Origin of the sequence: Pseudomonas brenneri, from assembly GCF_007858285.1 — a bacterium.
GTDB classification, from domain to species: Bacteria; Pseudomonadota; Gammaproteobacteria; order Pseudomonadales; family Pseudomonadaceae; genus Aquipseudomonas; species Aquipseudomonas brenneri.
This window is the reverse complement of sequence record NZ_VFIL01000004.1, coordinates 155,828-173,578: the sequence shown is the minus strand read 5'-3', so window position 1 is coordinate 173,578 and position 17,751 is coordinate 155,828. Positions and strand designations below refer to the sequence as shown.

General features: G+C 62.8%; 16 protein-coding genes. 11 read left to right on the top strand and 5 right to left on the bottom strand.

The window, feature by feature from the left end:
• Nucleotides 1-90: 90 nt before the first annotated feature.
• The 4 genes from FJD34_RS10205 to FJD34_RS10190 all read right to left on the bottom strand — a co-directional run bounded on the left by FJD34_RS10205 (nt 91) and on the right by FJD34_RS10190 (nt 6,146).
• Complete coding sequence (locus FJD34_RS10205; RefSeq protein WP_090290855.1) at nt 91-912, bottom strand: hypothetical protein; 822 nt, start codon at nt 910-912, stop codon at nt 91-93.
• Nucleotides 909-2,510 (bottom strand): hypothetical protein, encoded by a 1,602-nt coding sequence (locus tag FJD34_RS10200; protein ID WP_090290856.1) that lies wholly within the window; start codon nt 2,508-2,510, stop codon nt 909-911. The genes FJD34_RS10205 and FJD34_RS10200 overlap by 4 nt, the downstream gene beginning before the upstream one ends.
• Before the next feature lie 85 nt (nt 2,511-2,595).
• Nucleotides 2,596-4,332, bottom strand: coding sequence for a hypothetical protein (locus tag FJD34_RS10195; RefSeq protein WP_065942438.1), 1,737 nt, complete (start codon nt 4,330-4,332; stop codon nt 2,596-2,598).
• The gene (locus tag FJD34_RS10190) at nt 4,329-6,146 is read right to left on the bottom strand and encodes a tyrosinase family protein (RefSeq protein ID WP_065942437.1); all 1,818 of its coding nucleotides are present in this window, start codon (nt 6,144-6,146) and stop codon (nt 4,329-4,331) included. Before FJD34_RS10190 ends, FJD34_RS10195 begins: the two co-directional genes overlap by 4 nt.
• 161 nt (nt 6,147-6,307) lie before the next feature.
• Between FJD34_RS10190 and FJD34_RS10185 the strand changes: the two genes are divergently transcribed.
• The 11 genes from FJD34_RS10185 (at nt 6,308) to FJD34_RS10130 (ending at nt 17,030) form a co-directional block, all read left to right on the top strand.
• Nucleotides 6,308-6,775 (top strand): Lrp/AsnC family transcriptional regulator, encoded by a 468-nt coding sequence (locus FJD34_RS10185; protein ID WP_090290857.1) that lies wholly within the window; start codon nt 6,308-6,310, stop codon nt 6,773-6,775.
• Nucleotides 6,776-6,992: 217 nt separating this feature from the next.
• Nucleotides 6,993-7,595, top strand: coding sequence for a transposase (locus FJD34_RS10175; protein ID WP_032861019.1), 603 nt, complete (start codon nt 6,993-6,995; stop codon nt 7,593-7,595).
• A 62-nt stretch (nt 7,596-7,657) separates the two neighbouring features.
• The gene (locus FJD34_RS10170; RefSeq protein ID WP_090293111.1) at nt 7,658-9,241 is read left to right on the top strand and encodes a ShlB/FhaC/HecB family hemolysin secretion/activation protein; all 1,584 of its coding nucleotides are present in this window, start codon (nt 7,658-7,660) and stop codon (nt 9,239-9,241) included.
• Between the two features lie 25 nt (nt 9,242-9,266).
• Nucleotides 9,267-11,066: a DUF2341 domain-containing protein gene (locus FJD34_RS10165; RefSeq protein WP_065942436.1), complete on the top strand. Its 1,800-nt coding sequence runs from the start codon at nt 9,267-9,269 to the stop codon at nt 11,064-11,066.
• An 11-nt stretch (nt 11,067-11,077) separates the two neighbouring features.
• Nucleotides 11,078-11,497 carry an ExbD/TolR family protein gene (locus FJD34_RS10160; RefSeq protein WP_065942435.1) on the top strand — a complete coding sequence of 140 codons (420 nt, stop codon included), beginning with the start codon at nt 11,078-11,080 and terminating at the stop codon, nt 11,495-11,497.
• Nucleotides 11,494-12,204, top strand: a complete 711-nt coding sequence (locus FJD34_RS10155; protein ID WP_090290858.1) for an energy transducer TonB family protein — start codon at nt 11,494-11,496, stop codon at nt 12,202-12,204. The genes FJD34_RS10160 and FJD34_RS10155 overlap by 4 nt, the downstream gene beginning before the upstream one ends.
• Nucleotides 12,205-12,244: 40 nt before the next feature.
• Entirely contained in the window at nt 12,245-13,933 is a 1,689-nt protein-coding gene (locus FJD34_RS10150) for a putative porin (protein ID WP_032861015.1), read from the top strand.
• Between the two features lie 17 nt (nt 13,934-13,950).
• A complete protein-coding gene (locus tag FJD34_RS10145; protein ID WP_032861013.1) occupies nt 13,951-14,577 on the top strand; it encodes a hypothetical protein in 627 nt (208 codons plus the stop codon).
• 21 nt (nt 14,578-14,598) lie between these two features.
• On the top strand, nt 14,599-15,075 hold the full coding sequence (locus FJD34_RS10140; RefSeq protein WP_174553281.1) for a YbjN domain-containing protein: 477 nt from the start codon (nt 14,599-14,601) through the stop codon (nt 15,073-15,075).
• Entirely contained in the window at nt 15,072-16,001 is a 930-nt protein-coding gene (locus FJD34_RS10135) for a peptidylprolyl isomerase (protein ID WP_090290859.1), read from the top strand. Before FJD34_RS10140 ends, FJD34_RS10135 begins: the two co-directional genes overlap by 4 nt.
• A 51-nt stretch (nt 16,002-16,052) precedes the next feature.
• Nucleotides 16,053-17,030, top strand: coding sequence for a LysR family transcriptional regulator (locus FJD34_RS10130; protein ID WP_090290860.1), 978 nt, complete (start codon nt 16,053-16,055; stop codon nt 17,028-17,030).
• Between the two features lie 199 nt (nt 17,031-17,229).
• Here FJD34_RS10130 and FJD34_RS10125 read toward each other — a convergent pair whose 3' ends face one another.
• On the bottom strand, nt 17,230-17,658 hold the full coding sequence (locus FJD34_RS10125) for a hypothetical protein (protein WP_090290861.1): 429 nt from the start codon (nt 17,656-17,658) through the stop codon (nt 17,230-17,232).
• Between the last annotated feature and the right edge of the window lie 93 nt (nt 17,659-17,751).

Sequence of the window (17,751 nt, the reverse complement as noted above, 5' to 3'; positions counted from 1 at the left end):
TTAGCTGGTCCACCGCATTCGCGAGCAAGCCCGCTCCCACAGGGGTACGCGCACGATTCGACGATCAGGTCGGCTGTCCGGCCGCCTCGCCTAACGCTGACAAGGATCCGTCTTGTTCAACAAATTCCCCGTCGAATACCAGACCCGCTGCGCCGCCGGCCCCAGGTCCAACGCCACTGGCGCATCCGCCCGGCCTTCGAGCAAGGTCGGATAGACCCCAGGCTTGAGCGGTGACTGGCAGACAATCGGCAGCGACTGCACGGTGGTGAAGTTCAAATCCACCGTAGACACCAGTTGCGCCGCCGAAAACGGCGCTGGCGGCCCAGGCAGGGCAATGATCTCCTGGAAGTCCGGATCCTGGGCGATGTAGTGGGTCAGGTGCGCCTCCTTGCCCCGGCCAAACAAGGTGTACACCAGCTGTTTGGGCCGGTCGATGCCCAGGTTGAACGGCCGGTAAATCACCACCGACTCGACCGTCACCGGCACGTTGTCAAACAGCACCGGCCCTGGTGTGCCGCCGCCGTCATTGGAGTAACCGTCATAGATCGTCGCCTTGAACGAGGTCACTTCACCGGACTTGAGTTGCGGCAAGGTGAACGTGTCGTTATCGACGTTGATCAGGTTATACGGCTTGCTCGGATTGGCCGCGCGCAGCGCCTGGTACTGGGTCATCACGTCAGCCGGCAGGCTGGCCTGCAGGACGATCTGGTACATGTGTTTTTCCGTGGTGAACATCGGCATATGCACCAGGAACAAGGTCTGCGAACCGACCATGAACATGCCGTGGTTGCCCGGTGCATCGGCATCGGCGCCGTTGCTCACGGCGTGCAGTTCGTGAGCCGAGTGGGCGAGGGCGTGGGGGCTGAGGACTGTCAGCAGGGCGAGCAGCAGGGTGGCAAGTGAGCGTTTCATGGTTGGACGTCCTTGAGGGTTTCGAAAGCCTGTACACGTTTGATCAGGCCATTTTGCGTAGCCGAGTCGGCATTGTTGAACAGGAACGAGAAGTCCGAGGCCAGGGTGGTACTGCCGGCGATCGTCGCGTTCTGATGGCACACGTTGCATTCCTTGCCCTGCACGTAAGTCTCCATGGTGGTGTTGGCCACCGGCACGTTGTCCTGGCTGATGAAGGCGCCGTACGACAGCGGTACCGTCGCTTTGGGCCCCGGCTCCGGGATGTTTGGCGGCGTCGGTGAGGTGATCCACAGCACGTTGATCAATTTGTAGTACTGGAACACTGACTGGCCCTGGGTCTGCTGGGCGAAGCTGGCCTGGACTGCGGCGTTGAGCGCTTGCATTTCCGAGGGTACGGGGTTGACCCGGGTGGTCTGTACCGGCTGGTCCCGTGGGTAGGGTTCGGTGCATTGGCGATCCGGGTTGTGCTGCTGGCATTGGATGCGCGCCACGTTGGGCGTGCACACGTCCGGGCCACCTGTGCAGTCGGGGTTGTTGAAGGTGAAACCTTCAGCCGGCGGCTGCTGTGCGGGCACTTGGTCGGGTTCGGGCACATTGTCGACCTGTTCGAAGGTGGTCCAGATGAAGTTCGGTGAGCTTTGGGTCTTGTTGATGATATGCAGGCCCACCAGGCCCACTACCTGCTGGTTGCATTGCAGGGTGGCGGGGTCCTTGAGCCAGGCGACGGTGGTCAGGTAGCGCCCGTAGAGCTGGGGCTGGCCGGTGAGAATCCGCCAGGCGGCCTTGAGCTCCAGTGCTCCGAGTTGGTCCTGGGGCAGCGGGGTCTTGGGCATCGAACGCAGCTCCTCGCCAGCGGGCAGCGACAAGCCAGCCGGGTGCTGGCCGTCGACGTTCTGCGCCACGGCCAGTTGCTGGGCGGCGTCATACAGCTGGTTGTTGACGATGTAGTTGAATTCGGCCTTGCCTACCTTGCGTTCGAAATACACCAGGTTGCCGGTCTGATCGGTCAGCCAGCCGCCGTCCGCTTCCATGATCGGGTCAGGAAGGGTGGCCAGGGTGCCGCTGGACAGGTGAAAGCGATGCCGGGCATTGATTGCGCTTTCCGAGGTGGCGTTCATGAACTTGCGCGCCCCTACCGACAAGGCTTTGAGGCTGCCCTCACTGCTGCAATTGGACGGCACCAGTGTCTGTACGCCCCAGCCTGTGGGCGGTCGGGCGCCGGGCAGGAAGATATCGTTGGCGTCTTTGTAGCTGGCCCACACCGGTGCGGTGGCCATGGGTTGCCCTGCGGCCTGGGGCACGCCAAATTGCGCCATGGTGATCTTGCGGTTCGGCTCGCCCGCGAGGGCCGCATTGGCTGGCCACCCGGGATCCACTGGCCAGTTCAGGGCAATAAACAGCTGCCAGCCAAAGCAGTTCATAAAGCTCTGGCCGGTGGTGTTGAAATTGTTGACGGGTAGAAAACCGCCGCTGTTGGGATCGAACACCAACTGCTGCTGGACGCAGGTGTCGGCATCCGATGCCTGGGCCGAGGGCAGGAAAAACAGGGACAGCAGCGTGCTGACCAGCAGCAGTTTGCTCAAGCGGAACTTGTGCATGATCGCGCTCCTTGCATGAAGGTGAAGCTGATAACGGCCCTGTAGGCGCTGGCAAGCCAGCGCCTACAGGGGGCGGTGTTTGCCCTTAGGTGGACGGCACCAACGCCAGCCCGGACTCCCACGGATGGTCCGCCGCGCTGACGTTATCCGCCTCGCCCGGGTTGAGCGCGCGCACCGTCACCAACCCTGGCGCAGCGTTTGGCGCGACGGTGATGGTCATGATGTAACCCTGGGTCCCACCCGAATTGGTCTGCCCGGGAATCGCCGAGGCATCGGGCAGAAATTGCGTGACCTGCGCCGTGACCCCGGGGTTGCTGAACTGGATCCGCGCGGTGGCGGCGGTGGTCTTGAGGTCGGCGCCTTGTACCACCAGGGCAAACGGGTTGCGGGTGCCTTGGGCGAGCCAGGCCGGGAGGTCGGTGGGCGACTGGCCGTAGAACAGGTCCAGCGGTAGCAATTGCACCGGCCAGGGTTGCAAGCCATTGACCCGATCCTGCACACAAGGCGACGACGGCGGCGTGCTGCTGATCGGCGTGGCGGTCACACTCAGGCCCACCAGCAACTGCTGGGCAATCACCCACACGTAGTCGACAGCCTGGCCGTTGATGGTGATGTCATTGATCGAAAATCCTGCGCTGGCCGGTACTTCAAACACCGCCTGCAGAATTTGGTCAGAGCCGTTGACCGCTGATTTGGCGGTGCCTCGGGTAATGCGCCAGTACTGGCTGACATCCTGGCCCTGCGGGCCTTTCCACGCCGAGAAGTTGGTGGGCTGTTGCAGGTACAGGGCGATGGGGTTGGTCAGGGAAATCCGGTTTTCGACGGCCACGCCGTTGGCCGCAAAGCCGATATGCGGGTCGGAGTTGCGATAGTTCTGCCCGTATTGCGCGCAGCAGATCAACGATTGCGGGCTCTGGCTGCTGCTCAGGGGGCGCATGATCGTGGCCGCTGCTGCCAGGTACACCTCGGCGCTGAGGGTGTTGGGGCCGGAAGTCAGGTGCATCGCGCCGCCGAACTGGCCGGGGGTGCAGGCGGTGCCGGCGTTCCACTTGTTGACGGTGTCGTAGGCGGGCTGGCCCGTGGTGGGGTCGATCACCGGGTCGCCGGCCTTGCCGGTCGGGCAGTCGGCGGTATAGCGCAGGTACAGGTCTTCCAGTTGTACGGCCGGGTCGATGTAGTCGCGATACAGCCCCAGCACGGCATTCGGATCGATGCGCCACATCGCCAGGAAATACGCCGGGTTTTCGCTGGTGAAGGTGATCTTGCGCATGTCGCCATTGGCATCGCGCACAATCGACCATTCGCAGTATTCGTCCAGCCAGCCGCGTGGCCCCGAGGGCGAGAAGTCTTTGTATTTACCCTGCCAGTCGATGCTCGGGCAGCGGGTTACCGGCAGTTGCAGCAGGGTGCCCTTCTTGTCCGGGTCGTACAGGCTGTACAGGGTGTCGTTGATGGTGATCTGGCCGTTATCGGTCAGTTCCATGACTTGTTGCAGGGTCATGGCCTTGCCGCCCAGTTGCGGGATCACCGCCGTGCCGTTGTTGTAGAAAAAGGTCCACAGCCGGTTGGGGAAGGGCTGCCAGGTGATCGCAGGCGGGGTGTCGGGGCCATAACCCTCGACCAGCGGGTTGTAGTAGCCCGAGCGGGGTGCGTCATACAGGCCCGACCACGGGTTACCGATGATCGCGGCTTCGGTCCAGCCGGTGACGTCGTTGTTCCAGTCGGTTTCAAATTGCGGCAACTGGTTTTCCAGGCCCAGCTTGTTGTAGTCCTTTGGCGCTTGCCCAGCGGGGGAGGTGAATTGCTTGAAGGGCGTGCTCATGTCAGATCTCCATGGGGTGTGGGGGTAGCTGCACAGCAACCGGCACTCGGGGGAGGGTCGGCAACGGTCTGGCGCGGGTCGTCCCACACCAGTTGGGCGATAAAGCCAGGCAGCGGCGCGTACTCTTGCGGCGCCAATACCCGGCCACTATCGAGATGGGTGACCAGCAGGCTCAACTGCACGGCGTGCGTGGGGCCAAGGTGCAATGCCGTGGCACTGCGCGCGGCATTCAGCGCGCGGCATACGCCGTGGGTGATGCAGCGCCCCTTGTCATCCACCAGCCCCATGCCAATGCGACTGAAGCGCCCGACGTAGTGCGGGTTATCGGCGTTGACTTGCTGTGGCGTGGCGTCGGGCTGGTTGAGGAAGACGTCGATCAGGTAGGTGTCGTGGGTGCAGCGCACATGGTCGAACACCACCCACGGGCCGCTGGCCTGCACCTGCTCCTGGACAGGCGCGGCACTGTGCGGGCAGCAGGCTTTCGCGCTGGCGCGGCGTGCGCCAAACGGCGGCGCCACTGGCGTGCCGTAGTCATAGCCGATATGCCGGCTGTCCTGGGCCATATCGCCCAGGGTGGTATAGCGCCAGGCATCGGCACTGGTGAAGGTCACCGTCTCGGCCTGGCTGCCGGCAAACGGCTGGAGCAGGCACTGGGTGGTGTACTGCGCCGCCGGGTTGGCGCGGATCCAGAGTTCCAGCACGCGGTCGATATTGGCGTGGTAGGAGCAGAACACCGGGTCAAACGCGGTGTAGGCGTTGTCGGCCATATCACCACCGATCCAGCCGTGATAGTTGTCGTGGGGTTGTTCGTAGAGGCCATCGAAGTTCAGCGTGCGGTTGGGGTACAACTCGTCTTTTTGCGGTGGATCAAACACGGTGATATTGGCCCAGGGATACCCCGGCACGCCCTGGGGCTGGCTGAAGGTCTTGAACGTCAGGGCGTCGACCACCTGCTGCTGGAAAATCCGGCTCATCCCATACAGTTGGGTGCGTTTGAGGCGCTGCTGGTCACCCTGGGTATAGAACAGCGGGTTGCGTTGCACGAACCGGCAGTCCACGCCCTCGACGTTGCCCGAGGCACAGACTTTCGAGCGACCGTCCTTGGCCGCTGCATAGCGCAACGGGTTGCGCCGCACTTCACCGCTGTGCGGGTGTACATAGGTTTCATCGAGAAAGGCCTGGGGCAGGCCGGCCTGAGGGCTGCCATCGACACTGGCGTCCTCGGCCATCCAGTCCCAGTACGGGATCGGGCAGTCGATCAATGCCTCCAGGTACAGCAGGTAGGCGCGATGCCACAGGGCAAAGGCCTCCTGGTAATGCAGGCACCAGTTGGTGTGGATATAGGCGTAGCGCTGCCAGGGTGAGCCGCTGTCCGGGTTGCCTATCTGCATCACGTCGTCGAGCCGCGCGCGGTACAGGTCCAGTTGTGCCTGGCTCAACGCGCGGATGTCCTGGCGCACGCGCTTGACCGGGTGCGGCAGGTCTGGAGGCGGGATGCGCTCGGCGATGTCGAACGGCGAAAAGCTGTTCAGGCGCCAGCCCTGGTTGACCCACAGGCGGAAGGTTTCCAGGGCATCGATGGGCCAGAACTGCCGGTCATCCAGGGTCAGCGGCATATTGCGCGACGCCAGGTGCTGGTAGATGGTTTCTGACCAGGTCTTGACCGAATCGGGGTCTTCGAGGAACACGTCGTAGGCGTTCATGCAGCGCACCCACGAGCCTGCGACGATGGCGCGATCTGCGGGTGGTATCCAGTAAGGCGCGGTGAAAAGCCCTTGGATATCAGCGGTCCATGTCGGTTTGGCGACTATCATAGGATCCCTCTCATGCAGCCCCCATGCTGGATCTGCCGGGGCTGCTAAGCTGGATTTGATAGTAACGGGCCACTGTGCAGTGATTTGTGCAAATTGGTCGGCGGTTACGGCGGATTCATTGCAGTTTTCTCAAGGAAGAAGTGGAAATAATGACAGACGCCATGGATTTGAAAATTCTCGGCAAATTGCAGAAGGATTGCACCCAGAGCCTGGACCTGCTCAGCGACAGCGTGGGGCTGTCCTCGACCAGTTGTTACCGGCGCATCCGGCGGTTGGAGAGTGCAGGAATCATCAAGGCGAAAGTCGCGGTGTTGGATGAAAAAAAGCTGGGGATCCAGGTCACCGCGTTCTTTTTGATCAAGCTCGACAAGGACAGCAACGACATTGATCGCAAGATGCAGCACATCCTGGCCAGTCACCCGGAGATCCAGGACTGTTACCTGATGACCGGGGAGTTTGATTTTGTGATGGTGGCCAAGTTTCGCGATGCCACGGAGTACACCGAATACATCTATCGGTTTCTCGATACTTACCAGGACATTCCGATTCGCACGTATTCATCGACGTTGGTGGTGCGCACGGTGAAGAAGTCTTATGAATTGCCGTTGCAGGGCGTGCAGCATCTATAGGAGCGAGCTTGCTCGCGAAAAACGCAAGATCACCACGTTCCGTCAGGCCCCCCGCATTATCGTTGACGACCTTCGCCGGCAAGCCGGCTCCTACACAGGGGGCGTCAAAGAGTGAAGCTTTTGTGACAAAAGTTCGGTAGCTCCCCCGTCCCCCCGTCTTGCCTATGTAACGCGCTCAAGCACGCGAAACAGGCCAGGAGTGGGGCGGATGGGAACTATGGAACGCTACTCGAAAGTAGGCATGCAGGAGCTCGACCAGCGCCTGTCAAAGATCGTCGAAGCCGCGCGCAAGAAGCCGGTTTCGGTCTATCGCTATGGCGCGCCCTGGGTCTGGATCGTGTCCCAGGAGGACTGGCAGGGCGCCTTGAAAGAAGTGTCCAGCTACATACCCGCCGGTCACTCCCTGGTGTTGCTGCGCCCGCAGATCGACGAGGTGCTCGACCAGCACCGCGACTTGCTCCAGGCCCTGAATGCCGAGCCCGGCATGCTCATCGCCCCGCGTACGGTGTTGCAGATCCTGTTGCTGCAACTGCTCTATTCGGTACCCAGCGAACAGCAACTGCATGAGCAGCTCAACTACAACCTGCTGTTTCGCTGGTTCGTCGGCCTGGACCTGACCCAACGGGTCTGGGGCATCCACATCCTGCAACGCGATATCGCCACGCTCCTGGGCAACCCACGGGCAGTGCAGTTGATCCAGAAAATCATCGGTGAAGTGTTCTGTGGCGCCTTGCTGCACATGCCGGAGTTCTCCTTGAACTTCGCGCTGCTGCACACCTGGCTGGCACGGCATGCCAATACCTCGACATCCAGCAATTGAGCAGGCCAAACGCTGTGCCAACAACAGTGAAGGCCAATAACTTCAGTAATCCAGGGGGCGGTGTGACGCATCTGTTCAAATCAACGTTGGCACTGTGTTGCCTGACGCTGGGGGCGCTGGCGCCGCCGGTGTGGGCTGAGGAAGAGGCCGCGGTGCGCCGGGTGGACGTCAATGAGTACTTCGTGCGCGGCAATACCGTGCTCGACGCCCGGGCCATCGAGGAGGCGGTGTACCCGTTCCTCGGCCCGCAAAAGACCCTGGTCGACATCGAGGGTGCCCGCGATGCCCTGCAGAAGATCTACCAGGCACGTGGTTATCAGTCGGTGTTTGTCGAATTGCCCGAGCAGAAGGTCGATGACGGCATCGTCTACCTGCAAGTCAGCGAGACCAAGGTCGGCCGTGTGCGAGTGGTGGGGGCCAAGCACTATTCGCCGGTGGAAATCCGCGAAGAGGTGCCAGCACTGAAGGAGGGTGCAGTGCCGGATTTCGCCACTGTACAGACTCAGCTGGCGGGCTTGAATCGCGGGGCAGGGCGCCAGGTCACGCCGTTGGTGCGTGAGGGCCAGCGCCCCGGCACCATGGATGTGGATCTGCAGGTCGAAGACCAGAATCCCTGGCACGCCAGCCTCGGCTTGAACAACGACTACAGCGCCGACACCGAGAAACTGCGCAGCGTCGCGACCCTGGGTTACGACAACCTCTGGCAACTGGGGCACAGCGTGTCCCTGACCTTTTTCACGGCGCCCCAGGACAGTGAAAACGCCAAGGTCTGGTCGGGTTCCTACAGCGCACCGCTCAACGAGCGTTGGACCTTGCAGTTCTCCGGTTACCAGTCCGACAGCAATATCGCCACGATTGGCGGCAGCAACGTGTTGGGCAAGGGCCACTCCTACGGCGTCTCGGCGATCTACAACCTGCCGGCCACGGGCAGTTGGGCCAATTCGTTGTCGGTGGGAGTGGACTTCAAGGACTTCGACGAGCAGATGCAGTTTGGCGGCAGTCGCGACCAGATCCCGCTGAAGTACGCGCCATTGACCTTCGGCTACAACGGCTACCGCTATACCGAGCAGGCGCAACTGGGCCTGGGCCTGAACCTGGTGGTCGGCACCCGTGCGTTTTTTGGCTACGGCAGCGACGCCGAAGAGTTCCAGTACAAGCGCGACCAGGCCAGCCCCAGTTTTGCCGTGCTCAAGGGCGACCTGAATTACACCTACACCTTCACCGGCGACTGGCAGTCGGCGACCAAGACCGCCTTCCAACTGGCCTCCGGGCCGCTGGTGTCCAACGAGCAGTACTCCGCCGGCGGTGCCACCTCGATCCGTGGCTACCTGGCCGCCGAGCGCACCGGGGATGAGGGCTACTTACTCTCCCAGGAACTGCGCACGCCGTCCCTGGCCAAGTTCCTCGGCAGCTATGTGCAGGAATGGCGTTTCTACGCCTTTGCCGAAGGTGCGCGCCTGCGCCTGCACGACCCGTTGCCCGAGCAGGAAGACGAATACAGCCTGGCCAGCGTCGGCCTCGGTACCCGCGCCAGTTTGAGCAAGTGGTTGTCCGGCAGCCTGGATTGGGGCTACCCGCTGCTCGATGGACCAAACACCCAGAAACAGGACTCGCGACTGCACTTCAGTGTGCAGACGACTTTCTGACCCTTTTTTCCGGAGAACCCTTCACATGCAACGCCTATTTCTGAGCCTGTTGATCTGCCTGGGCTTCGCGCTCCCGGCCACCGCCCATGCCTGGTGGCAGGACGACTGGCATTACCGCAAGCAGATTTCGGTGGACACCACCCCCCAAGGTGCCGCGATCAATCAGGCGCTGGGCCGCACCGCGTTGCTGGTGCGCCTGCACACCGGCAACTTCACCTTCGACGGGGTCAAGGAAGACGGCGCCGACCTGCGCTTTGTCAGCGTCGATGACAAGACCGTGTTCAACCACCAGATCGAAAGCTTTGACCCACTGATGGGCATGGCACTGATCTGGGTCGACATGCCCAAGGTCGAAGGCGGCCAGCGCCAGGACCTGTGGATGTACTACGGCAACGAGAAGGCCCCGGCGACCGGCAACGGCCAATTGACGTTCGATCCGAGCTACACCGCGCTTTACCATTTCGATGGCGCCAACGGCACCCCGGCCCGTGACACCACGGCTTATGGCAACACCGCGCTGAACGCCACCGGCGCGAGCATCGACGGCGTGATCGGGCGGGCCTTGCAGTTCAGCGGCCAGCCCTTGCTGTTGCCGGCCAGCCCATCGTTGCAGCACACCGCCAACGGTGCCTTTACCTTCAGCGCCTGGCTGCGCCTGGATCAGGCCGGCGGTGAGCAAGTGGTGCTGGCCCGGCGCGAAGGCACCGCCAACCTGCTGCTGGGCTTGAACCAGGGCACGCCGTTTATCGAGATCGACGGCCAGCGCGCGGTGTCGACCCAGCCGCTGAACCCCGGCCAATGGCAACACCTGGCGTTTACCGCCGCCGGCAATAGCGTGACGCTGTACGTCAACGGCCGTGAAACCGCGAGCCTGGCGCAGGCGATGCCGGCGTTCAACTCACAACTGGCCATCGGTGCCGACCTGCCGCAATCCACCAGCGGCTTGCTGCCATTTACCGGGGCGATGGATGAACTGCGCCTGTCCAAGGTGGCGCGTGCGGCGGGGGTGTTGCTGGCCGATGCCAGTGCCCAGGGTTCCGAGTCGAAACTGCTGGCCTATGGCGTGGACGAAGAACAGTCAGGCTTCGGTTTCGGCAGCCTGGGCTTTTTGCTCAAGGCTGTGCCGATCGATGCCTGGGTGATCATCCTGGTGCTGGTGGCGATGATGTTCCAGTCGTGGGTCATCATGATCCGCAAGAACCGCATGGTCAGTCGCGTCAGCAGTGCCAACGAGGTATTCCGCGAGCAGTTCGCGCAGATCGGCACCCGCCTGGAAATGTATTACGACGACCAGCTCCTGGCCGAGCGCCTGACCCACTCGTCGCTCTGGCGCCTGTACCGCGTTGCAGTCCAGGAAATCCGCACCCGCCGCGCCCAGGGCGCCGACACCAGTTCGGTGTCGGCGGCCACCATCGAAGCCATCCGTTGCTCCATGGACGGCGTGCGCACCCGGGAAAACCAGCAACTCAGCGCCAAGCTCTCGACCTTGTCCAACGCTATCGCCGGCGGCCCATACATCGGCCTGCTCGGCACGGTCCTGGGGATCATGGTGGTGTTCCTCGGCACGGCCATGGCCGGTGACGTCAACATCAATGCGATCGCCCCGGGCATGGCCGCCGCCTTGCTGGCCACGGCCATGGGCCTGTTCGTCGCGATCCCCGCGCTGTTTGGCTACAACCGCCTGATCACGCGCAACAAGGAAGTCAGCGCCGACATGCGCGTGTTCGTCGATGAGTTCATCACTCGCCTGGCGGAGATGCACGGCGAGAGCCAGTCCAGCGAGGCCGCGCATCGGCGCGTCCAGCCCGCCCACGTACCGGCCTGAGGAGAACCCGCATGGCTTCTGTGAATGCCTCCCACGATGATGAAGAAGACGCCGCCGTCGACAGCATCAACATCACGCCCCTGGTGGACGTGCTGATGGTGGTGCTGGTGATGTTTATCCTCACGGCCACGGCCCAGGTCTCGGGGATCCAGATCCACTTGCCCAAGGCCAGCGCCTCGGTGTCGTTGTCCGAGGCCAAGACCAAGGCGATCTCGGTCAACGACGGCGGCCAGGTGTTCCTCGACGCTTACCCGGTGACCCTGGGTGAACTGGAAGAGCGCCTGCGCATCGAGAAGGCCCTGAACCCCGAGTTCCCGGTGATTGTGCGCGGCGACGCCACGGTGCAGTACCAGAAGGTCATTGAGGTGCTCGATCTGTTGCGCCGCCTGGAGCTGTCCCAGGTTGGCCTGGTCACCGGAAAACCGTCATGACCGCACAAGTGCCAATCCCGCCCACGCCCGTGAAAAAGTCGCCGCTGCGCCCGCTGAAGTGGGGCGCGGGCCTGCTGGTGGGCGCCGTGGCCGCGTGGTTTTTGTGGCAGTGGGCCAATGACATGAGTGGCGTGCGCCGCGAAGCGCCCAAGGTACCGATGATTATCCCGCTGCCGCCACCACCGCCACCGCCACCGCCGCCGGAACCGCCCAAGGAGCCCGAGCCCCAGGTCGAGGAAAAAATCCCCGAACCCGAGCCAACCCCTGCGCCGCAAGAGGTCAAGCCCGAAGAGCAGGCACCGCCCAGTCCCGCCGACGACTTGGCCAACCCGATGCAGATCGACGGCGATGCCCAGGCCGGTAACGACGGTTTCAACGTTGGCGCCGGCAAGGGTGGCGGCATGGCTGGGTCAGGCGCGGGCGGCCTGGGCACGGGAACGTTCAAGCAGTACCTGGTCGGGGTGTTCCAGCGCCTGCTACGTGAAGACCCGCAGTTGCGCAAGAAGGCCTATGCGGTGCAGGCCGACTTGTGGTTGAGCGGCGATGGCGAGGTGACGCGGGTGGAGCTGGCCCAGTCCAGCGGCGATGCCGACACCGATGCCCAGGTGCTGGCGGCGCTGCGGGCCACGCCTCGTTTGAAAGAACGCACACCGGCCTCCCTGACCTTGCCGGTGCGCCTGTCCCTCAAGGGCCGACGCCCGGAGTGAGTGAACCTTTTTTGCAGTTTTCTACAGGAGTTGTGTGCAGATGATTTCCCACGTGAATCGATTGACCCTGGCGGTCGGCATGGTCATCGCGACCCTGGTTGGCCAGGCAACGGCCGCCCCGGTCGCGCCCTCGGAAAACGCCACGATCAACCTGATCCGCCTGCTGGTGCAGCAAGGCGTGCTCAAGCAAGAACAGGCCGATGGGCTGATCGCCCAGGCCGAGAAAGAGGCAGTGCAGGCGCGCCAGACGGCAGTGGCCGCCGGGCCTGCGGCGGCACCCGGGGATGTGCGGGTGCAGTATGTGCCGGCGGCGGTGCGTGATCAGATCCGCGACCAGGTCAAGGCCGAAGTCATGGCCACCGCCAAGCAAGAGAATTGGGCGCAGCCCAACACCTTCCCGGATTGGGTATCGCGCATCAGCTTTGACGGTGACATTCGCCTGCGCGACGAATCGCGGTTTTTCTCGGGCAATAACAGCAACGAAATCGTCGACTACGCCAAGCTCAACGAGAACGGCCCCTACGACGTCAATAAAGACACCAACACCCGCCTGCCGCCGTTGCTCAACACCCGCGAGGACCGCGAGAACCTGTTCCGCCTGCGCGCGCGCCTGGGCATGAAGGCAATCATTTCGCCCGAGTGGACTGCCGGTATCCGCATCGGCACTGGCTCCGACAACAACCCGGTGTCCACCACCCAGACCCTGGGCGGCGGCTTTGGCAAGAAAGACATCTGGCTCGACCAGGGCTACCTGACCTGGAAGGCCACCCAGGACCTGACCCTGACCGGCGGGCGGATCGCCAACCCGTTCTATTCCACCGACATGATGTACTCCAACGACCTCAACTTCGACGGTGTGGCGGCGATCTTCAACCACAGCCTCAACAACGAGTGGGGCCTGTTCGGCACGATCGGCGCGTTCCCGGTGGAGTACACCTCCGACACGGCCAGCAGCAACGGTTTCGACAAGGAAGACAGCGACACCAAATGGCTGTTCGGCGGGCAGATCGGCGCCAACTGGAAGATCAACCGCAGCAACAGCCTCAAGGGCGCGTTGGCCTATTACCGCTTCGACGACATCGAAGGTCAGCGCTCCAGCCCTTGCTCGCCGTGGGCCGGTGCGCCGGGTTGCGACACCGACGGTTCGCGCGTGGCCTTTATGCAAAAGGGCAACAGCGTGTTCCTGCTGCGCAATATCAACGCCAACCCGGCGACTCCGGGCCTGACCCCGCAGCCACAGTACGTGGGTCTGGCCTCCAAGTTCGATGTCCTGGACCTGAACCTGGTGTGGGACAGCGAGCTGCCGCAAGACTTCAAGCTGCGCAGCCAGGCCAACTTCATTCACAACCTGGCCTACGACAAGGGCGAAATGCTCAAGCGCAGCGAAGGCGAGATCGTCAACAACATCAACAGCAAGGGCCAGTTTGAAAGTGGCGGCAATGCGCTGATGGTGCAGTTCACCCTCGGCAGCGCGCTGGAGATGAAAAAGGCCGGCGACTGGAACCTGTTGGCCGGCTACAAGTACATCCAGCCAGATGCCTTGCCGGACGGTTTCAACGACTCGTCGTTCCACCTCGGTGGCACCAACGCCAAGGGCTATTTCATTGGCGGCAACTACGGTATCGACAAGAACATCTACGCCAGCGCCCGTTGGTTGAGCGCATCAGAAGTGTATGGCGCGCCGTTTGAAGTCGACGTGATGCAACTGGAACTGAATACGCGCTTCTGACGCGTCGGGAGAAACCCATGAACATGCGAATTTGCGGGCTGGTCCTGGCCCTGGTCGCCACTGGCGCCTCGGCTGAAGGCATGGAGGAGCGCCTGCGCACTCAGTTGCGCAGCACCACCGCGCAATTACAAGCGCTGCAAAGCGAGCAGGCCCAGGCCGCTGCCGCACGGATTGCCGCCGAAAACCAGGCCAGGCAGGCCCAGGTGCAGATCAAGCAATTGAGCGCCGATTTGGACAAGGCGCGCGGCGTCGCCGAGCAGTTGGCCGGCCAGCAGCAGAGCCTGCACAGCCAGGCCCAGGCGCAAGTGGCGGCGAGTGCCGAGCAGACCGGCAAGTTCAAGAAAGCCTACGAGGAACTGCTGGTGCTGGCCCGTGGCAAAGAAACCGAGCGCGCACGCCTGCAGGCGCAATTGAGCGAACGTGACACACAAGTGCAGCAATGTTCAGCCAAGAATCAACAGATGTACGGCGTGGCCCAGGAGTTGCTCGCGGCCTACGAAAAAATCGACGTGGCCGAGGTCATGAGCATCCGCCAACCGTTCGCCAGCGGCGCGCGGGTCAAGTTCGAGGAACTGGCCCAGGGGTTTGGCGACGGCCTGTACAACAGCCGCTTTGATGCGCCCCAGGCGGCGCTCAATCACTGATCAACCAAGGAAGAGATGAACATGAGCGAATTGATGAGCAGCGTGACCACCCAGAGCCTCACCGAGTTGCTGCAAGAGGCCGGCTACCGAGTCAACCAGAGCGAACAGAACGGCATCGTGCAGTTGCTCAGCGCCAGCCAGGGCATCGGTTTTGCCGTGCGTTTCGGTAATCCGGCGCCAGAGCAGGGCGCCTACGTGGACTTCACCTACAGCTGCGCGCTGCGGGTCCAGGGTGAGCTGCCCGAAGGCTTGACCCAGGTGTGGAACACCTCGCGACGCTTTGCCCGGTTGTCGGTGCAGGGTGAATTCCTGCTGATGGAAATGGACGTGGTGGTGGCGGGCGTCGGTGCCCTGTATCTGCGCAGCCAATTGGAATTGTGGGACCGGCTGTTGCAGGAATTTATCGTCTACCTGCGTGAGTACAGCCAGACTGCCGCGCAGCTCCAGTCCCAGGACGCTCCAGGCGTTGAAACCCGTGAAGAGGCGCCGGTGCTGTGAAAAAACCAACCCTGGTGGTGGGTGCGCTGGCCCTGTTGGTGGTGGCGGTCGGGTTGGGCCTGCGCTCGGGCAGCGACCCGGTCGCGGCCCAGCCGCCAGCCCCGGTGAGCGTTGCGGACGGCCCGGCGGTGGCGCGCCTGGGCAATCAGCAGGTGGCGGTGCCGGAACTGCAAGCGTTGTTGGCCACCTTGCCGGCCGAATCGCGCGAGCAATTGCGCGCCAATCGAGGGGCTCTGGAAACCTGGATCCGCTCGCGCCTGGCGCAAAAAGCGGTGCTCGAACAGGCCGACGCCCAGGGCTGGCGCCAGCGTCCGCAAGTGGAACAACAGACTCGCGCTGCCACCGAGCAGATCGTGTTTCGCGACTACCTGTTGTCGGTCAGTCAGGTACCGGCCGACTACCCCAGCGCTGCTGAATTGCAGTTGGCCTACGACAGCGGCAAAGCGCAGTGGATGACGCCGCCGTTGTACCGGGTCAGCCAGATTTTCCTCGCGGTGGATGACCCGCAAAGTACCGAGGCCGTACGGCGTCAGGCCCAGGAACTGAGCCGTCGGGCCCAGGCCGCACCGGCGGAGTTTGCCGGGTTGGCCAGCCAGTATTCCCAAGAACCGGGCAGTGCCGGGCGTGGCGCTGATTCGGGGCTGCAACCCTTGCAGCAACTGGTGCCGGAGGTGCGTAGCGTGGTGGCGCAACTCAAGCCGGGCGCTGTATCGCAGGCTGTGCAAAGCGCAGCGGGGTTCCATGTGCTTAAGTTGACCGAGCAACAACCGGCGCGTACTGCCAGCCTCGATGAACTGCGTCCACGCCTGACCGAGGCCCTGCGGGCCCAGCGCCAGGAGCAGATCGCCAAGGCTTACCTGGAAGGCATGCTCAACACCGCCACCTTGAGCATCGACGGTGCGCAATTGAACAAGGTATTGGAATAAAAACGGCAGCACGCATGGATGCACAGACCCAATCAAGACAGGGAGTTCCCCATGGACTATCTAGAGCCCGCTGCACCCCAGGGCATGATGCCCTACCGCGCGCCCGGCGAACCCCGGGAAGCCTGGCTGGCCCTGGCCGCCGGCATCGACCCGGAGGTGGCGCGCTACTTCCTGATCAGCGCCCGTTGCGGTTGTTTCATGCAGGCGGCGCGCAGCCTGAACATCAAGGCCACACTGCTGCGCAAACGCCTGGCGCTATTGGAAGAGCAGATGCGCCGTTCACTGTTCAGCTACCAGGGCAACGTCCTGGCCCTGAGCCGTGATGGCCTGCAATTGCAGGCGCGCTTGGTGACCCTGGCCAACGAACGGCGCTTGCCTGTGCAGGAGCAACCCTTGATTCGCCTGGCGGTGGCCGAAACCATCCTGCACGACATCCTCGGGCGCGACCTGATCTCCCTGCTGCGTCGCAACGCCAGTGTGCGCCTGGAGATTGTCTCCATCGACAGCCCGCAGGCATTGCAGGCGGTGGAGGCCGACGTGGTGCTGTGGCTGGCGGGTGTCGACTCGCCGCAGCCCGGCCCGGGTTTTGCGACCCACCCACCGCAGGCGCTGGCTTGCCTGGATTACGTGCCACATATCGCCAAGCGCTACTCACGCCTGGCCGCGCGGCCGGACAGTGTGGATGACTTGGCGGACTACATGTTGGTGCAATGGCAGCCCGATGGGTTGGTCGAGGCCTTGGCGCCGTGGAACCACGTGGTGGAACAGCGATTGGCGGGGGTGGTGCAGGTGCAGGCATATCCGCTGATGCTGGAGATGATCCGCTGCAGCGCCTGCATCGGGTTATTGCCGCGCTACATGAGTTGCTTTGACCGGGGCTTGATGGCGCTGCCAGGGTTGTTTGCCCAGGACATGCAGCGCCAGGTATGGATGGCGGTCAATGCCGGGGCGGCGCATCCGCAGGAGGTGCAGATGATTGTGGCGATGGTGGTCAACACGTTCGAGGAACGGCGGGAGTGGTTTGGCTGAGCAGAGCCATCCCTGTGGGAGCGGGCAAGCCCTAATGCCAGTCAGTTAAGCGGATTCTGCTTTCTGTAGGAGCGAGCTTGCTCGCGAAGGACGTCAACGATAACGCGTGTTTGCTAGGTAAACGCGGTGCTTTCAAGTTCTTCGCGAGCAAGCTCGCTCCTACAGGGTTATGCATTTGCTGTAATGATCCGGTTGCCTATCAGGCCGCCACAGCCTGAAGCTGCAACCCACCCTCGACATCCTTGACCAACCCGCTGGCCAGCAACAACGGCAGCAAGCGCTTGTGCAACTGTGGCTCGACAAATTCCTTCACCGTTTCCAGCGCCAAGTCACCACTGCCAGGCAGCTCGGCCTTGGTGTATGACAGCCAGGCTTTTTTCAGCATCTGCAACACATCGCTGCCAGCGGTCAACGCAAAGCGGCGGTGGGCGGTGTGGCCCTGGAAGTTGAAGGTGTGCTGATACTCGTAGCCTTTCTCGTCACCTGCGCTGGCAACGCAGCGCACGCAGGTGCAAGGACCGTCACCAAAGGCGGCCAGCAGGTAGCTATTGAAGTCCACCACGGGCTTGAGCGACAGGCGCTTGTCCACTTCGAACAGGTCGCCGGTCATTTTTGCGTCGTTACTCACGGTGCATTTCCTCGCAGGTCTACGGCTGGTTTTTCAAAGCGCGGCATCATACCAGCCGACAGCGTGGGCAGTCGCCAAGACTTGTCCGCTCAC